General features: G+C 67.0%; 13 protein-coding genes. 5 read left to right on the top strand and 8 right to left on the bottom strand.

The window, feature by feature from the left end:
- Positions 1 to 74 precede the first annotated feature (74 nt).
- The 4 genes from ACCD07_RS09680 to ACCD07_RS09665 all read right to left on the bottom strand — a co-directional run bounded on the left by ACCD07_RS09680 (position 75) and on the right by ACCD07_RS09665 (position 5,458).
- Positions 75 to 1,385 (bottom strand): ATP-binding protein, encoded by a 1,311-nt coding sequence (locus ACCD07_RS09680; protein ID WP_413447208.1) that lies wholly within the window; start codon positions 1,383 to 1,385, stop codon positions 75 to 77.
- Positions 1,382 to 2,044 carry a response regulator gene (locus ACCD07_RS09675; protein ID WP_413447207.1) on the bottom strand — a complete coding sequence of 221 codons (663 nt, stop codon included), beginning with the start codon at positions 2,042 to 2,044 and terminating at the stop codon, positions 1,382 to 1,384. The genes ACCD07_RS09680 and ACCD07_RS09675 overlap by 4 nt, the downstream gene beginning before the upstream one ends.
- Positions 2,045 to 2,125: 81 nt before the next feature.
- A complete protein-coding gene (locus ACCD07_RS09670) occupies positions 2,126 to 3,226 on the bottom strand; it encodes a metallophosphoesterase family protein (protein ID WP_413447206.1) in 1,101 nt (366 codons plus the stop codon).
- A gap of 9 nt (positions 3,227 to 3,235) precedes the next feature.
- Positions 3,236 to 5,458 (bottom strand): TonB-dependent receptor, encoded by a 2,223-nt coding sequence (locus ACCD07_RS09665; RefSeq protein WP_413447205.1) that lies wholly within the window; start codon positions 5,456 to 5,458, stop codon positions 3,236 to 3,238.
- 235 nt (positions 5,459 to 5,693) lie between these two features.
- Here ACCD07_RS09665 and ACCD07_RS09660 point away from each other — a divergent pair, with 235 nt between their 5' ends.
- The gene (locus tag ACCD07_RS09660) at positions 5,694 to 6,830 is read left to right on the top strand and encodes an efflux RND transporter periplasmic adaptor subunit (protein WP_353403474.1); all 1,137 of its coding nucleotides are present in this window, start codon (positions 5,694 to 5,696) and stop codon (positions 6,828 to 6,830) included.
- A complete protein-coding gene (locus ACCD07_RS09655; RefSeq protein ID WP_413447204.1) occupies positions 6,827 to 9,907 on the top strand; it encodes an efflux RND transporter permease subunit in 3,081 nt (1,026 codons plus the stop codon). Before ACCD07_RS09660 ends, ACCD07_RS09655 begins: the two co-directional genes overlap by 4 nt.
- On the opposite strand, the gene ACCD07_RS09650 is transcribed toward ACCD07_RS09655, so the two are convergent.
- Together ACCD07_RS09650 and ACCD07_RS09645 are read right to left on the bottom strand one after the other, a co-directional pair.
- Positions 9,868 to 11,169 (bottom strand): ATP-binding protein, encoded by a 1,302-nt coding sequence (locus ACCD07_RS09650; protein WP_413447203.1) that lies wholly within the window; start codon positions 11,167 to 11,169, stop codon positions 9,868 to 9,870. The two genes, ACCD07_RS09655 and ACCD07_RS09650, sit on opposite strands and share 40 nt — an antisense overlap.
- Positions 11,166 to 11,828 carry a response regulator gene (locus ACCD07_RS09645; protein WP_413447202.1) on the bottom strand — a complete coding sequence of 221 codons (663 nt, stop codon included), beginning with the start codon at positions 11,826 to 11,828 and terminating at the stop codon, positions 11,166 to 11,168. Before ACCD07_RS09645 ends, ACCD07_RS09650 begins: the two co-directional genes overlap by 4 nt.
- 134 nt (positions 11,829 to 11,962) lie before the next feature.
- On the opposite strand from ACCD07_RS09645, the gene ACCD07_RS09640 reads away from it, so the two are divergent.
- From ACCD07_RS09640 to ACCD07_RS09630, 3 genes are read left to right on the top strand one after another with little or no spacing between them, the layout of a single operon-like run.
- On the top strand, positions 11,963 to 12,556 hold the full coding sequence (locus tag ACCD07_RS09640) for an undecaprenyl-diphosphatase (RefSeq protein WP_353403470.1): 594 nt from the start codon (positions 11,963 to 11,965) through the stop codon (positions 12,554 to 12,556).
- A gap of 3 nt (positions 12,557 to 12,559) precedes the next feature.
- Positions 12,560 to 13,222: a response regulator gene (locus ACCD07_RS09635; protein ID WP_413447201.1), complete on the top strand. Its 663-nt coding sequence runs from the start codon at positions 12,560 to 12,562 to the stop codon at positions 13,220 to 13,222.
- Positions 13,198 to 14,553 (top strand): sensor histidine kinase, encoded by a 1,356-nt coding sequence (locus ACCD07_RS09630; protein WP_413447200.1) that lies wholly within the window; start codon positions 13,198 to 13,200, stop codon positions 14,551 to 14,553. The genes ACCD07_RS09635 and ACCD07_RS09630 overlap by 25 nt, the downstream gene beginning before the upstream one ends.
- Before the next feature lie 5 nt (positions 14,554 to 14,558).
- Here the strand turns inward: ACCD07_RS09630 and ACCD07_RS09625 are convergent, their stop codons facing one another.
- Positions 14,559 to 14,963, bottom strand: coding sequence for a hypothetical protein (locus ACCD07_RS09625; RefSeq protein WP_353403467.1), 405 nt, complete (start codon positions 14,961 to 14,963; stop codon positions 14,559 to 14,561).
- 29 nt (positions 14,964 to 14,992) lie between these two features.
- Positions 14,993 to 15,760 (bottom strand): hypothetical protein, encoded by a 768-nt coding sequence (locus tag ACCD07_RS09620; protein WP_413447199.1) that lies wholly within the window; start codon positions 15,758 to 15,760, stop codon positions 14,993 to 14,995.
- Positions 15,761 to 15,951: the final 191 nt, after the last annotated feature.

Raw genomic sequence — 15,951 nt, 5'->3', positions numbered from 1 at the left:
GCCATGCAGCGCCACCGACAGGTGCCCGTCGAGATTACCGGGCCATGCCGCCAGTGGCGCCAGAAAGTCTTGCACTACTTGCCCTCTAAGTTAGATAACACCACGGTCACCATCAGGCCCGTGCCAGCCGGATTGGCGTCCAGCCGCACCAGCGCGCCATGGGCGTCGGCAACGCTCTTGACGATCGACATGCCCAAGCCGCAGCCCCAGACGGCATTGCCGTCCGGCCGGTAGAAGCGGTCGAACAGGCGCTCGCGCTCCTCGGCCGGCACGCCGGGGCCGTTGTCGACTACCCGCAGCCAGGGCCTGCCCTGCTCCAGGCCGGTGGCAACATCCACCTGGCCTCCCGGTTGCGTATAGCGCAGCGCGTTGTCGACCAAGTTGCTCAACAGGACAGCCATGCCTTCCAGCTGCACAGTGGCGCGCACCGCCAGCGCGTCGGCTGCGACGCCGAGATCGATGCGCCGGCTCTCGGCATAAATCGCGTGGTCGGCCACCACCTGCTGCGCCAGTCCAAGCAAGTCGCAATCGGTGCGCGGCGGGTCGCGCGGCTGTTCCTGACGGGCCAGCGTCAACAACTGTTGTACCAAATGGGTGGAGCGGTCCAGGCGTTCATGCAGCTTGCGGAAGGAAGTCTCGCGCAGCTCGTCGCTGCCGGCCCGCTCGGCCAGCTGCAGTTGCAACTTCAAGGCGGTCAGCGGCGAACGCAGCTCGTGGGCGGCGTCCGCCACGAAGGTGCGTTGCGCCGACATGGCGTGATCCACCTTTTGCAGCAGGCTGTTGAGCGCGAGGACGATGGGCCTGAGTTCCGGCGGCAACCCGCCGTCCTCCAGCGGCTGCAGCGCGCTGGGCGAGCGCCCGCGCACCGCCTGCGTCAGTCGCTGCAGCGGCAGCATCGAGCGTCCGACCACGATCCAGATCAGCAGCGCCATCACCGGCAGCAGCAACAGCAAGGGCGGTGCGATCCGCAGCGCCATGTGCGCGGCCACGCGCTGGCGCACGGCGATGGGCTGCGACACCTGGACCTGGTGATTCTCGCGCTGCTCCATGTAGATGCGCCAGCGCGCGCCGGCATAGGTCACGCTGCTGTAGCCACGCTTCGCCGTGCGCGGCAGCGCCGATCCGGCCTCGGACGTGTAGACCAGTGTCCCCTGCGCATCCCACAGCTGCACCAAGAACCGGTCGTCGGCGTCCGGCTCCGGCGGCACCCGCAGGCTGGCGCCGAGATGCAGGGGCAGCGCCCACGCCAGCTGGCGCAGCCGCTGGTCCGATTGCTCATCCGCTTCGTGATCCGCCAGCGAGTACAGCAGAATGGCGGCAGCCAGCGTGCAGACCAGGGTCCCGAACAACAGGCCGATCAGCAAATGCGCGCGGATAGATTTCATGCGGCGATGGCCAGCTTGTAGCCGACGCCGCGCACGTTCTTGATGAATTCCGCGCCGAGCTTCTTGCGCAAATGATGGATGTAGACGTCGATGGCATTGCTTTCGATTTCCTCACCCCAGCCGTAGATATGGTCTTCCAGTCGGGCCTTGGACACCACGCTGCCCGGCACCTCCAGCAAGGCCCGCAGCACGGCGAATTCGCGCGCCGACAGATGCAGCGGCAGATCGTTCAGGGTGGCCGAATGCGCCGCCATGTCGACCGACAGCGCGCCGTAGCTGACCAGCGCCTGCGTTTGCGGCCCACGCCGGCGCAGCAGCGCGCGGATGCGCGCCATCAGTTCGTCGACGTCGAAGGGCTTAACCAGATAGTCGTCGGCGCCGCTGTCCAGTCCCTCGACCCGCTCCGCCGCGGCGTCGCGCGCCGTGACGATCAGCACCGGCCGCTCGCCGCCCTGCCCGCGATACTGGCGCAGCAGCTGCATGCCGGGCTTCTTCGGCAGGCCGAGATCGAGCAGCATCAGGTCGTAGACATCCTGCCGCAGGGCCAGCGCCGCGCTGTCGCCGTCGCGCACCCAGTCGACCGCGTAGTTCTCGCCGCGCAGCGCTTCCTCCATGCTTTCGCCGATCATAGGATCGTCTTCAACCAACAGCAGCCGCATCGCCGCACTCCTTTAACCTCTCCAGCGATGCAGTGTAGACCCGGCTTCATTAACCGGGCATTAACGAGAACATCAACGCGTTCAGTATTCCACCGTCTTCAAGCGTTGGGTCTTGCCATAGTGATCATCGAAGCCATAAATATCAATGTGCACCCTGCCGCTGGCATGCACCGTCACCTGCGCCCAGGCATACATGCGGTCCTGCGGATTGGCGCTAGCGCCCGGCTTGGCCGTGAACGGTGACCCGCCCGAGCCGACGATCACCTGCCAGGCCTTGCCGCCGCTGGCCAGGGTGGGCTGCTGCGCGTTGAAGATGTGCTGGTGGCCGCTGAAATAGGCGGCCCCGTATTCCTCGACCACGGCCCAGAAGGCGCTGGCGTTGTCCGGGTAGATGTCCATGCCGTCCGGCTCCACGCCCGCCCTGTACAGATAGGTGTAGGCCGGCTTGTGGCCGAAAACGAAGAAGCGTTCGGCGCCGCGCGCCTTGGCTTGCCTGAAGTCCTCGGCCAGCCAGTGCGCCGGGCCGTGGCCATCGTTGCCCACAGGGTCGGTGGAAATGACAGCGAAGTGGCTGCCGCCGGCGTCGAAGGAATACGTCAGCTGCGCGAGGCTGGTGCGGTTGCCGTCCGGGCCGTCGACCGGCGGCGTGTTGTTCACGTCGTAGGCCGTGGCCTCGATGCCGGTGACGGCCTCCCAGCGCGCCGTATCCAGTATCAGGTCGCCCATGCTCTCGCGCCACAGGTTCTCGTTGTCCACGGTGGCGGTCTTGGTGGTCTTGCCGGCGGCGTCCTTGCCCTTGAACTGGATCTCGTGATTGCCGCTGACCGGCACCACGCAGGTGCCGTTTTCCATCAGGCCCGTCACCATACCGCGCCAGTAGGCGTACTCGCGCGCGATCGCGGTCCGGTCGGCGGTGTAGCCCATGATCATGTCGCCGTTGAAGAACAGGGCCTTCGGCTTCGCCGCCTGGATCTCGCGCAGGATGCGCGACAGCGCCCTGGTGTTCTGCAGGTAGACTTTGTCCTGCGCGGTGGCCGCCGTCCCGGGGTCCTCGCGCGAGTCGCCGACGGTGGCAAAGGACATCACCACCGGATCGGGCTTGGCGGCGTGTGCTTGGCCGGCGCTGGCCAGCACCAGCGCCAGTACAGCGGAGGCGCCCAGCCGTTGCAATGTAGTCGACATGCCGCCTCCTTAGAAGTCTGCGCTGGCCGAGAACGTGTAGCTGCGTTCCGGCACGAAGGTGTACTGGTCGAACGCCACGCCCTTGCTGTTCGGCGAAATGGCGGTTGCATCCTGCTTGTTGAACAGGTTGTTCACGCCGAGCTGCAGCTTGACCGCCTTGACGAAGCCGCCGTTGACCTTCATACGGTAGCCGGCCGTGAAGTCGGTCACGGTGTAGGAAGCGACCTTGTAGGCGGACGGTTCACCGTCGCTGGCGTACTGGCTGCCAACGTTCTTGGCGATCAGCGAACCGAACATGCCGTGATCCTTGTACAGCACGCCCAGTGCGGCGGTCGACTTCGGCACCTTGGCGATCTGCAGGCCGGTGCTCTTGGATTCCGCGCGGTTGATGGAACCGTTGGCGTGCAGTGAGAAGCCGCTGCCCACATAGTAGGTGGCGGCACCTTCGATGCCCTTGTAGACCACGCCGCCCTGGTTATAGTAGACCAGGTCATTGCCGATGCCGGTGGAAGCGATCTTGTTGTTGAAGTCGATGTAGTAGATATCGCCGTCCAGCGTCAGGTTGGACGACTGGTGCACGGCGCCCAGTTGGTAGTTGGTCGAGGTCTGCGGCTTCGGCGTTCTGAGGTTCGGGTTATTCACGTAGAACATCGACAGGTCCGGCACCAGGAAGCCGCGCGCGGTCTGGGCGTAGGTGGACCAGTTGCCGTTGATGGCGTAGTTCGCGGTCAGGAACGGCAAGGTGGTGTCGTAGGTCTGGTCGGCCTTGGTCGGAATGCGCGTGCCCTGGTTGACAACGGCGTCCAGCGAGCGCTTGAAGTTGACGTATTTGACGCCCGGCGTCACCGTCCATTGCGGCGCCACCGCCCATTCGAATTCGACGAACGGCTGGTACTGCTTCCACGACGAGTTCTGTTCATACGACACGTTCTTCGGCGCGGTCGCCTCCTTCGGATTGGGCACGTTCAGCGTCCAGTCCAGATCGTACGTGTGGCGCTCGGTGTCCGAGTTTTCCAGCCACACGCCGGCGCGCAGCAGGCCCGCTTCCAGGCGCTTGGTCAGCTTGAAGATATCGCCGTTGACGCGGTAGGAATTGAGCTTGTTGTAGCCGGGGACGTTCTTATTGCCGGCGGCGCCGGACTTGGTGCCGTTGGCGGTGCCACCGCTGGCGTCCTGGCCGGAGAAGGTGTTGTTATCGTAGGCGTAGGTGTACAGCGTGTTGTCCAGCGCCCAGCCCTGGCCCAGGTTCGACTGCAGGCGGATGTATTCGAAGTCCGTGCGCTTGTCGTTGTAGTTGTAGCCGTAGTAGTTCTGGCTGGCGGGGTCCTTGTTCAGCGAATAGTTCTTGCCGTACAGCGCAACCTGGGCCAGCGTGACGCCCGCCTTGTCCGGCACGAAGCTGTGGATCTTGTTATAGGTCGAGAACAGCGTCAGCGTGGTGTCCTTCGCCAGCGGCACGGCAAGCTTGAACTGGTAGTTGTCTTCCTTGACGCCGCTGTAGGTCTGGTAGCCGTCGCTGGTCAGGCGCGAGGCGTTGAACATCATGCGCGCGTCGCCGAATTTTTCCAGGCGGCCGGAGTCAATCTCCGCGCCCCATACCTTGGTATTCCACGAACCGTAGGTTGCGTATGTCGAGAAGCGCATCTCCTCGGACAGCTCCTTGGAGAACAAGTTGATCGAGCCGCCGAAAGTGGCCTGGCCCAGATTGCTGGCATTGCCCGGGCCGCGCTCGATCACCATGCCGCCGATGATACGGGCCGGGAAGTAGGAGGTCGAGTGGTGGGTGGGATTGTTGGTGTCGCCGAACGGGATGCCGTCATAGGTGACGTTGTATTCGCCGTCCTGGAAGCCGCGCAGCGTGACCTTGGTCTCGCCCAGGCCCGGACCGTTGGCCGACAAGCCGGAACCGATGCTCGGCGCTATGCGCGCGACGGCGTTGAAGTCGGCCAGCGGTGTGACAGCCTGCTCGATGAAGGTAGCGGTGATGATCGACTGCGGCTGCGTCGCCTGCAGCGATGACTGCACCGGCGCGCGGTTAACGGCGTTGGAACCGGTGATCACCACGCGGCTTTTGATCGCCTCCGAATCCAGCGCCGTATTCGACAGCGGCACGTCGTCCAGCGCCGGCGGCGCGGCGGTTTGCGCGTGGGCGGCGCCGGACATCAGGGCCAGTGCCGCCAGGACGTGGGCCGACATCGCCGACAGGACCAGTTGCTGTTTTGGAGTCTTCATATTGTTTTCCAGTTTGCGGGGTGTAGAAATCGGCAAGTCTAGAAACCAAATATGACAGCATCATGAATCATTTTGATAATCTTTCACGGCTTCGCGGCAGGCGTGAGGCCCTGCTTTGAAGGGCAAAAATATGCAGCGCGCGCATCATAGCAGCCCGAGCATTAACGCTGAATTAAGACTTCATCATGAATGCTTTTAATGGGCGCTTAATGCTCCGTTACGTAGCATGCGAAGCATGCGAAAAATCCACCTCATCACCGTCATCATCATCGCCGCCGCCGGCCTGGCAGCCTACGGCCTGCGGGCCGTCGCCCCGCCTCCACCGGCAGCCAAGAAACCACCGCTGGTCGCCGTCACCGTCGCCCGGCAGCAGGATCTGCCGCTGGAACTGAGCGCGCAAGGCCACCTGGTCGCGCTGAACCAGGTCGACATCCGGCCACAGCTAACCGCCACCATCACGGCGGTCCACTTCAAGGAAGGCGACGAGGTCAAGGCCGGCCAGCTGCTGTTCACCCTCGACAGCGGGGACGCTACCGCCCAGCTGCAGCGCTTCGAGGCGCAGGCGGCGCAGATCCAGGCGCAGCTGGCCGACGCCAACCGCGACTACGGCCGCTCGTCGGAACTGGTCAAGTCCCACTTCATCACTTCCAGCGCGGTCGATACCGCCGCCAGCAAGGTCGATGCGCTCAAGGCCCAGATGAAAGCGGCGCGGGCTGACATCGACAGCGCGCGGCTGGTGGTGGCGCACACCCGCATCACCGCCCCGATCTCCGCGCGCACCGGCGCCGTGACGGTCCATCCCGGCAGCCTGGCGCAGACCACCGCCGCCGCGCCGCTGGTGACGTTGGCCCAGTTCGCGCCCATCGGCGTGGAATTCAACTTGCCGGAGCAGTACCTGCCCGCCATCCTGCGCGCCCGCGCGCAAGGCCCGGTACGGGTGCGGCTCGAAGGCGCCGACGGCGAGCAGGTCGCCGGCTCGCTCAGCTTCATCAACAACACCGTCAACAGCGACAGCGGCACCATCAGCCTGAAGGCTACCGTGCCGAACGAGCGCAGCACGCTATGGCCCGGCGCCTATGCGCGCATCACCGTGCTGGCCGGCGCCGACAAGAATGCCGTCGTGCTGCCGCCGCAGGCCGTGCTTGAGGGGCCGGGTGGCCGCTTCGTCTTCCTCGCGACGGAGGATGGCAAGGCCAGGCAGCAGGATGTGACGCTACTGCGCATCCAGGACGGCAAGGCCGTCGTTGCCGGACTGCCCGGCGGCAGCCGGGTGGTGATGGAAGGCGGCAGCAACCTGCGCAACGGTGACGCCATCCGCATCGCCGACACCGCTGCGGCCTCCGCTCCGGCCGATGCCAAGGCTGCGCCATGAACATCGCCCGCTTCTGCATGCAACGCCCCATCGCCACGCTGCTGGCGTGGCTGACTGTCATCGTCGGCGGTGTCGCCTGCTGGCTGCAGCTGCCGCTGGCCGCGCTGCCCAACTATGACACGCCGACCATCCAGGTGACGGCACGCCTGTCCGGCGGCAGCCCTGAAACGTTGTCCACCTCGGTGGCGACACCACTGGAAAAGCAGTTCACCGCCATCCCCGGCCTGCTGGCGACCACCTCCAGCAGCATCCAGGGCCAGAGCCAGATCACGCTGGAATTCGACCCCTCGCGCAATATAGACGCCGCTGCCGGCGACGTGCAGGCGGCGCTGTACCGCGCCACCCGCTCGTTGCCGACCGAGATGACGACACCGCCGTCATACCGCAAGGTCAATCCGGCCGATGCCCCCATCCTGATGATAGGCCTCGATTCGCCGTCAATGAAGCTGGCCGACCTGAACGGCTATTCGGACAACCTGATCGTCCCCGCGCTGTCGACCCTGAGCGGCGTGGCGCAGGTGACGGTGGCCGGCCAGAAGCGCTACGCCGTGCGCATCGAGGTCGATCCCGACCGCCTAGCCGCGCTGGACCTGACGCTGGACGACGTCAGCACGGCGCTGAAGGCCGCCAATTCCAACGCGCCACTGGGCCAGCTGGACGGCCAGCGCCAGATGATGACGCTGAACCTGCCGCCGGGCCTGATGAAGGCCGCCGACTTCGCGCCGCTGGTGGTGGCCAACCGCAATGGCCGCAACATCCGCCTGTCCGACTTCGCCAGCGTCATCGATAGCATCGAGAACACGCAGAACACCAGCTCCATCAACGGCAAGAGAGCGATCCAGCTGTACGTGCAGCGGCAGCCGGGCGCCAACACGGTGGCCACCATCGACGCCATCCGCGCCATGATGCCGCGCCTGCAAAGCCAGCTGCCGGCGTCGGTGCACATCCAGCTGCTCAACGACCGCTCGGTCTCGATCCGCAACGCCATCCACGACGTCAACCTGACGATGCTGCTGACCATAGCGCTGGTGGTGCTGGTGATCCTGCTGTTCCTGCGCCACCTGGCGGCCACGCTGATCCCCGCCATCAGCCTGCCGGTATCGCTGCTCGGCACCTTCGGTCTGATGTACGCGTTGGACCTGAGCCTGGACAATATCTCGCTGATGGGACTGACCATCGCCGTCGGCCTGGTGGTCGACGACGCCATCGTCGTCCTGGAAAACTTCATGCGCCACATCGAGGAAGGCATGGATCCGCTGGCGGCGGCGATACGCGGCACCGGCGAAGTGGCGTTCACGGTGGTGTCGATCTCGGTGTCGCTGGTGGCGGTGTTTATCCCGATCTTCTTCATGCCCGGCACCATCGGCCTGCTGTTCCACGAATTCGCCATCGTCGTGGCGCTGTCCATCCTGGTGTCGGCGGCCGCCTCGCTGACGCTGATCCCGGTGCTGGTGCCGAAGTTCATCAAGACCGCCCAGCTACACCGAGCACCGCCGGCCTGGAGCCGCGCCTTCGAGGCCGGCTTCGACGGCCTGCTGAAAGGCTACGGCCGCCTGCTGGAGCGCGCCATCGCGCACCGAACGCCGGTGCTGCTGGCGGCGCTGGGCACGTTCGCGCTCACCGCGTGGCTGTACACCAGCGCGCCGAAGGGCTTCTTCCCGCAGGAGGACACGGGGCAGATCAACGCCAACGTCGAAACGCCGCAGGACATGACCTACACCGCCCGGCTGGAGATCCTGAACCAGCTGCAGCGGGTGGTGATGGCCGATCCAGCCGTCAGCGACGTCGCCGCCAAGGTCGACCACGACACCACGTCGTTCTACATCACGCTGAAGGACGCGGCGCGGCGGCCGGCGATGGCCGACGTGCTGGCCCAGTTGCGCAAGGAAACCGCCTTCCTGCCGAATATCAAGGTGTTTTACAGCCTGGTGCAGAACCTGAAGGTCGGCGGCCGTTCGTCCAAGAGCACCTACCAGTACACGCTGCAGTCGGTCAGTCCCGGCGACCTGAATCTGTGGGCCGACAAGCTGATCGCGCAGCTGGCGCGCGGCGACGTGCTGGTCGGCTTGAACAGCGACGCTCAGTACAACGGCCTCGACGCCCGCCTGTCGGTGGACCGCGAGCAGGCCGCGACATTGGGTGTCGACATGGCCAGCGTGCGCAACACGCTGTACGCCGCCTTCGGCACGCGCCAGGTCTCGACCATCTACGCGCCGGAGGACAGCTACCAGGTCATCATGGAACTGGCCGACGAGTACCGCCGCGACGAAAGCAGCCTTGCCGCCATCAAGGTGCGCAACGCCGGCGGCGCGCTGGTGCCGCTGCGCTCCTTCACCCGCATCGACCGCGGGCGCGGCACGATGGCCGTCAACCACCAAGGCCAGCTGCCGGCGGTGACGATCTCGTTCGACCTGGCGCCCGGCAAATCGATGTCCGACGCCACGGCCGCCATCGCGGCGGCCCAGCGGGCCATCGGCCTGCCCTCCTCCATCTTCGGTTCCTACGCCGGCGCGGCGGCGCTGTTCCAGCAGTCGCAGAGCAGCCAGCTGTGGCTGATCGCGATCGCCGTTGCCGCCATCTACGTGATCCTGGGGATGCTGTATGAAAGCTGGATCCACCCGGTCACCATCCTGCTCGGCGTGCCGTCGGCGGCCGTGGGTGCGCTGCTGGCGCTGCGCCTGGCGGGGCTGGAGCTGAGCCTCATCGCCATGATCGGCATCCTGCTGCTGGTGGGCGTGGTGAAGAAGAACGCCATCATGATCATCGACTTCGCGCTGGAGGCGCAGCGCGGCGGCATGACACCGGTGGAGGCGGTGCGCCAGGCCTGCCTGCTGCGCTTCCGCCCCATCATGATGACGACGCTGTGCGCCATCATGGGTGCGCTGCCGATCGCGCTGGGGCTTGGCGCCGGCGCCGAACTCAGGCAGCCGCTGGGCATCGCCATCGTCGGCGGCCTGTTGTTCTCGCAGCTGATCACGCTGTTCATCACGCCGGTGCTGTTCCTGTGGTTCGACCGGCTGTCGCAGCCGGTAATGGTTCAGGGAAACAGCACCGTCACGCTCAGTCCCCTGCCATGATCCGCCTGCTCCAGCCGGACCTCGGCGCGATGATGGTCGGCGATGTTGCGCACGATGGACAGTCCCAGCCCGCAGCCCCACACCTCGTTGCCGTCCGGCCGGAAGAAGCGGTCGAACAAGCGCTCGCGGTGCCCCGGCGCCACGCCGGGACCGTTGTCGCGCACACGCAGCAGCGCGCGCCCGTCCTCCACCGTCGACTGCAGGTCGACGCGGCCGCCCCGCTGGGTGTAGCGCAGCGCGTTGTCGACCAGGTTGTTAAGCAGCACGCGCAGGCCGTCGCGGTCGGCCTGCACCACCACGCTGGCCGATACCTCGACGCCCAGGTCGATGTCGCGGCTGTCGGCCAACGCCGAATGGTCGGCCACGGCGGACACCAGCAGCTCGCCCAGGTCCACCGGCTGCAGCTGCGCCGCGCTCAACGCCGATTCGTGCCGCGCAAGGCTCAGCAGCTGCTGCACCAGGTGGCTGCCCCGGTCCAGCCGTTCATGCAGCTTTTCCAGCGCCTGGGCACGCGCCGTGTCGCTGTCGGCGCGTTCCACCAGCTGCAGCTGCAGCTTGAGCGCCGTCAGCGGCGAGCGCAGTTCGTGCGCGGCGTCCGCGACGAAGCTGCGCTGGGCCGCCATCGCCTGCCCGAACTTGCCCATCAGGGAATTCAATGCCAGCACCACCGGCCGCAGCTCGGGCGGCATGTGGCCGGGATCGAGCGGTTGCAGCGACGTCGGCGACTGGCCGCCGACGCTGCGCGCCAGCCGGTCCAGCGGCCGCAGCGCGCGGCTGACCACCAGCAGCATCAGCGCGGCGAAGACGGCGGCAAACGCCAGCAACGGCATGCCGGCGCGCAGCGCCATGCGCCCGGCCAGCCCGTCGCGCGCCGACATCGGCTGCGCCACCTGCACGTAGCGGCCCGGGCGCGCCAAGCCATAGACGCGCCAGCGCATGCCGTTCAGCGCCACGTCCGCATAGCCGCTGACCGCATAGCGCGGCAGGCGGCCCAGTCCCGGCGACGAGATCAGGTGCTGCAGCGTGCCGTCGTTGTCCCAGCTTTGCAGCACGAACGCCTCTTCCGGATCGTTGGCGCCGGGATGCGCCAGGCTGGGCGTGAACTCGCTGGGCAGCGCCACCGCCAACTGGCGCAACTGCAGGTCCGCCAGCTCGTTGGTTTCCTTCAGCAGGGAGCGATACAGCATCGCGCCGGCGCCGGCCACGCAGGCCACGATGGCGCACAACAGGCCCACCAGCAGTTGCCGGCGTATGGTCCTCATGGCGCCGCCGGGATCTTGTACCCGACCCCGCGCACGTTCTTGATGAAGTCCGAACCGAACTTCTTGCGCAGATGATGCACGTACACGTCCACCGTATTGCTCTCGACCTCGGAGTTCCAGCCGTAGAGCTTTTCTTCGAGCTGGCTCTTGGAGACCACACTGCCGGGATTGTCGAGCAAGGCTCGCAGCACGGAAAACTCGCGCGCAGACAGCTTGACCGGCGCCCCTTCGAAGATGGCCTCGTGGCTGGCCAGATCCAGCGTCAGCGCGCCGTGCACGATGACGGAACGGGTACGCGCCACGCGGCGGCGCAGCAGTGCGCGAATACGCGCCAGCAGCTCGTCCAGGTCGAAGGGCTTGACCAGGTAGTCGTCGGCGCCGGCGTCCAGACCTTCCACGCGGGCCGGCGTGCCGTCGCGCGCGGTGATGATCAGCACCGGCAGGTCGTCGCCGCGCGCGCGCAGCGTGCGCAGCACGTCCATGCCTTGCTTGCGCGGCAGGCCCAGGTCGAGCAGCAGCAGGTCATAGCTGATCGTCGTCAGCGCCAGGTCCGCCGCCTGGCCGTCACGCACCCAGTCGACCGCGTAGCTCTCGCCGCGCAAGCCGTCCTCGATACTCTCGCCGATCATCGGATCGTCCTCCACCAGCAACAGGCGCACCTGGCCACCCTCCAAATAGGTAAAAACACTGCCATCTTACCTTGTCCGGCCAGGCAGGCCCAAGCTGCCACCGGCTCAGCGACAGCTAAGTCGGCACCGCTACAGTCGCGATGCCACCAACCCTCGGGATTACCATGACTACTCTGAACACCGATCTGTTCCTGCTGCTGGCCGCGCCGCCGGCGCCATCGCCGCTGCTGCTGTCCGCCGCCATCGCGCTGGCCGAGTCGGCCATTCTGGCCGTGCCTCTGCTGCTGGTGGCCGGTTGGCTGCGCGGCGGCGCGGACTGGCGCAAGGCCGCGCTGGAAGCCTGCCTGTCGGCCGCCGTCGCGCTCGGACTGGCGCAGTTGGCCGGCCTGCTGTTCCCCCACAACCGGCCATTCATGGACGGCATCGCCCACGCCTGGGTCGCGCACGTGCCCGACGCTTCCTTCCCCAGCGACCATCTGACGCTGATCTGGTCCGTGGCGCTGAGCCTGTGCCTGCACCCGGCGGCGCGGCGCGCCGGCGCCTGGCTTGCCCTGCTGGGGCTGCCGATGGCGTGGGCGCGCATCTACATCGGTGTCCACTACCCGGCCGATATGGCCGGTGCGCTGCTCGTCGGCGCCACCGGCGCCTGGGTGGCGCGGCAACTGGGCACGCTGCCGGCGCGGGCCTATCCGCCGGTCGAACGGCTGTACCGCAGCCTGTTCCTGCCGCTGATCCGGCGCGGCTGGATGAGGGAGTAGCCGATGCGCGTGCTGCTGGTCGAAGACGATCCGATGATAGGCGCCGCCGCGCAGGCGGCGCTGAAGGCCGCGTGCTACGCGGCCGACTGGGTGCGCAACGGCCAGAGCGCGCTCGATACGCTGGCCTGCCAGCACTACGACCTGGTGCTGCTCGACCTGGGCTTGCCGGGCAAGGACGGCATGGCGGTGCTGCGCGCCGTGCGGGACTCGGGCAACGAGGTGCCGCTGCTGATCATCACCGCGCGCGACGGCCTCGATGAGCGCATCGAAGGTCTGGACAACGGCGCCGACGACTACGTGCCCAAGCCCTTCGAAATGAGCGAGCTGCTGGCGCGCATGCGCGCGGTGCTGCGCCGCAAGGGCGGCAGCGCCGCGCCCATGCTCAGCAACGGCGCGCTGACGCTGGACCCGGCCACGCGCCAGGCGTCCAGCGGCGGGCTCACGGCGCAACTGTCGAACCGCGAGTTCGCCCTGCTGCGGGCGTTGATGCTGCGCCCCGGCGCGATCCTGTCGCGCAGCGAGCTGGAAGAACGCATCTACGGCTGGGGCGAGGAAGTGGAAAGCAACGCGGTTGAATTCCTGATCCATGCGCTGCGCAAGAAATTCGGCACGGGCGCCATCAAAAACGTCAGGGGGGTGGGATGGATGGTCGACAAAGGCGTCTGAAGGATTCGCTGCAGCTGCGGCTGTCGCTGTGGCTGACCGGCGGCATACTCGCGGTAGCCGTGCCGGCCGCCGCGCTGTCGTTCGGCGCCGCCTACGACGAGGCCAACGAGCTGCAGGACGACGCGCTGCGCCACGTGCACGCGCTGTTCGACCAGCACCGCCTCGCCGCAGGGCCGGCGCGGCCGGACGGCGACACTCCGTTTGCCGGCGGCGACGAGGCACGTGTGGTGGTGCAGCTGCTGCCGTCGCAGCCGTTGCAGGCACCGGACCAGGCGACAGCCGACGATACCCTGCAGCAGCTGGCCGCCCTGCCTGACGGCATCCACCGGCGTACCATCGCCGGCACGTCCTACCGTATCCTGTTGCGGCGGCTGGCGACCGGCGAGCGGCTGGCGGTGGCGCAGCCCGCCGCCGTGCGCGACGAGATCGCACTGGAAGGCGCGCTGCGCACACTGCTGCCGCTGCTGGTGCTGCTGCCACTGCTGCCGCTGCTAGTGCTGCTGCTGGTACGGCGCGGCTTCCGGCCCATCGCTATGCTGGCCCAGGATATTGACCGCCGCAGCGAACATGAGCTGCAGCCGCTGGCGCCGGATTTCCTGCCGTCCGAAATGCGGCCCTTCGTCACCGCCATCAACCGGCTGCTGGAGCGCGTGGCGCAAGCCATGCAGGCGCAGCGCCGCTTTGTGGCCGACGCCGCCCACGAACTGCGCTCGCCGATGACGGCGTTGTCGCTGCAGGCCGAGGCGTTGGCCGACAGCGGCCTGCCGCCTGACGTGCAAGCCAAAGTGGCTACGCTGCGTTCCGGCCTGCGCCGCGGACGCGACCTGCTGGAACAGCTGCTGTCGTTGGCCCGCGCCCAGGCCGCACCGCCGCCGGCTGCTGTACGCGTATCGCTGCTGCAGGTGTTCCGCCTGGTGCTGGAGGATCTGATGCCGCTGGCGCAGGCGCGCGACATCGATCTCGGCGTGACCAGCGACATCGACGCAGCGCCGCTGGCCAGCGAAGTGGACCTGCTGCTGATGGTGCGCAACCTGGTCGACAACGCGATCCGCCACACGCCCGACGGCGGCCGCGTAGACCTGGCGGTGCTGGCCGGCGACGGCGGCATCGCCGTCGAGGTATGCGACACCGGCCCGGGCATCGCTCCGGAAGAGCGCGAGCGGGTTTTCGATCCGTTCTACCGCACGCTGGGCAACGCGCACACGGGATCGGGGCTGGGGCTGTCGATCGTGGCCACGGTGGCGCGCCGCCTGGGCGCGCGCGTGACGCTCGATTATGCAGACCGGCAGGCGCTGGCCGGACTGCGCGCCAGCATCCTGTTCGGCCGCTGACGCGGCTATTTCGCCTGTGCCTTGTCGATGGCGGCCAGCAGGTTGGCCATGGCCTGCTTGCAGGCAGCTGAATCCGGATGGCCGGCGCGCAGCGCGTCGAGCGCCTTGTCGATGGCCTTGTCGACCACGTGCCAGTCGGCGGCGGCGCGCGGTTTCAGGCCCGCCTCCGCCTGGTCCCACGAGGTCTCCAGGTCCTTGATGCGTTGTTTGCCGCCGGCCAGGTCGCCGGCGTCGACCAGCTTGGCAGTGTCCTGCGCGATGAGGCGGAACTTGCCCAGGTCGCCCAAGCCGGCACTGCTGGCCGCCAGCGCGGCAGGCAGCAGCGGGCTCGATGGCACGATGGCGGCGGCAGCCAGGATGACGGCCGCGCCGGCGACGACGATGTAGCGCTTGATGTTCTTGATTTGCATGTGTGCTCCTCTTGGTTAAGAAATGGATGTCAGTTCGGCGGGACGGCGGCCGGCGCCCGGCTCACCATCGCCACCAGCGCGGCGATCGCCAGCAGGAACACCAAGCTGGTGTTGACCGCGCCCCAGCCGATGCCGCCGTACTCGGTCGATTGCGACAGCAGGTCGCCCAGCGAGGCGCCCAGCGGCCGCGTCAGGATGTAGGCCAGCCAGAAGGTCAGCACCGGATTGGCGCCGTTGCACCGTGCCGAATAGATGATGGCAATCAGCGCGCCGAAAGTGATCGCCCCCAGCCTGAATCCCAGCCCCAGCTCCTCGGTGGCCAGGTCGCCGGCCGCCGTACCCAGCGCAAAGGTCAGCAGGATCGCCGCCCAGTAAAAACGCTCGCGGCGGGCGGTGTTGATGGTGGCGATCGACAGCGTGTGCTCGCACAGGTGCCAGGCCGCGAACAGCAAAGCCAGCGAGACCGCGAACACGCCGGTGCTCAGATACAGGCTGACGCCCAGGCCGTCGGTCAGCGCGTCGGTGATCTGGGTGCCGGCCACGCTGAGCAGCACCACGCACAGCCAGTACAGCCAGGGCGCGAAGCGGCGGCTGTACAGTTGCGCCGCCAGCGCGGTGGCCAGCAGCGCGGCGGTGATGCCACCGGTGACGGCCGTGCCCAGGCCGGCGTTGACGGCCAGGTAGTCGGCGCCGGTCTCGCCGACCGTGGTGGACAGGATCTTGATGACCCAAAAGCTCAGCACTGCGGACGGCACCTTGTTGATCAGCGCACCGGGTGCGGAAATTTGTCGATTCATGCAACACCTTGTCGGGAGGATGGGCCGGCTGGCATGGGGCAGACGATAGCGGCCAACAATTAGCAGCCCATTAGCCGGCAGTGTTGCCAATCGGTCCTCGATCAGAAACAATTCAGGTTACGTTTAGAAAAGTGGCGCAACTTCTAGTCCTGAAGCAAGTGAAAACCAAAACCGGGGGAAGCCAAAAAAAT

It is taken from the genome of Duganella sp. Dugasp56 (assembly GCF_047304105.1).
GTDB classification, from domain to species: Bacteria; Pseudomonadota; Gammaproteobacteria; order Burkholderiales; family Burkholderiaceae_D; genus Rugamonas; species Rugamonas hordei.
Note: the sequence above shows the minus strand (reverse complement) of the source record. Positions and strands in the feature narration are given on the sequence as shown.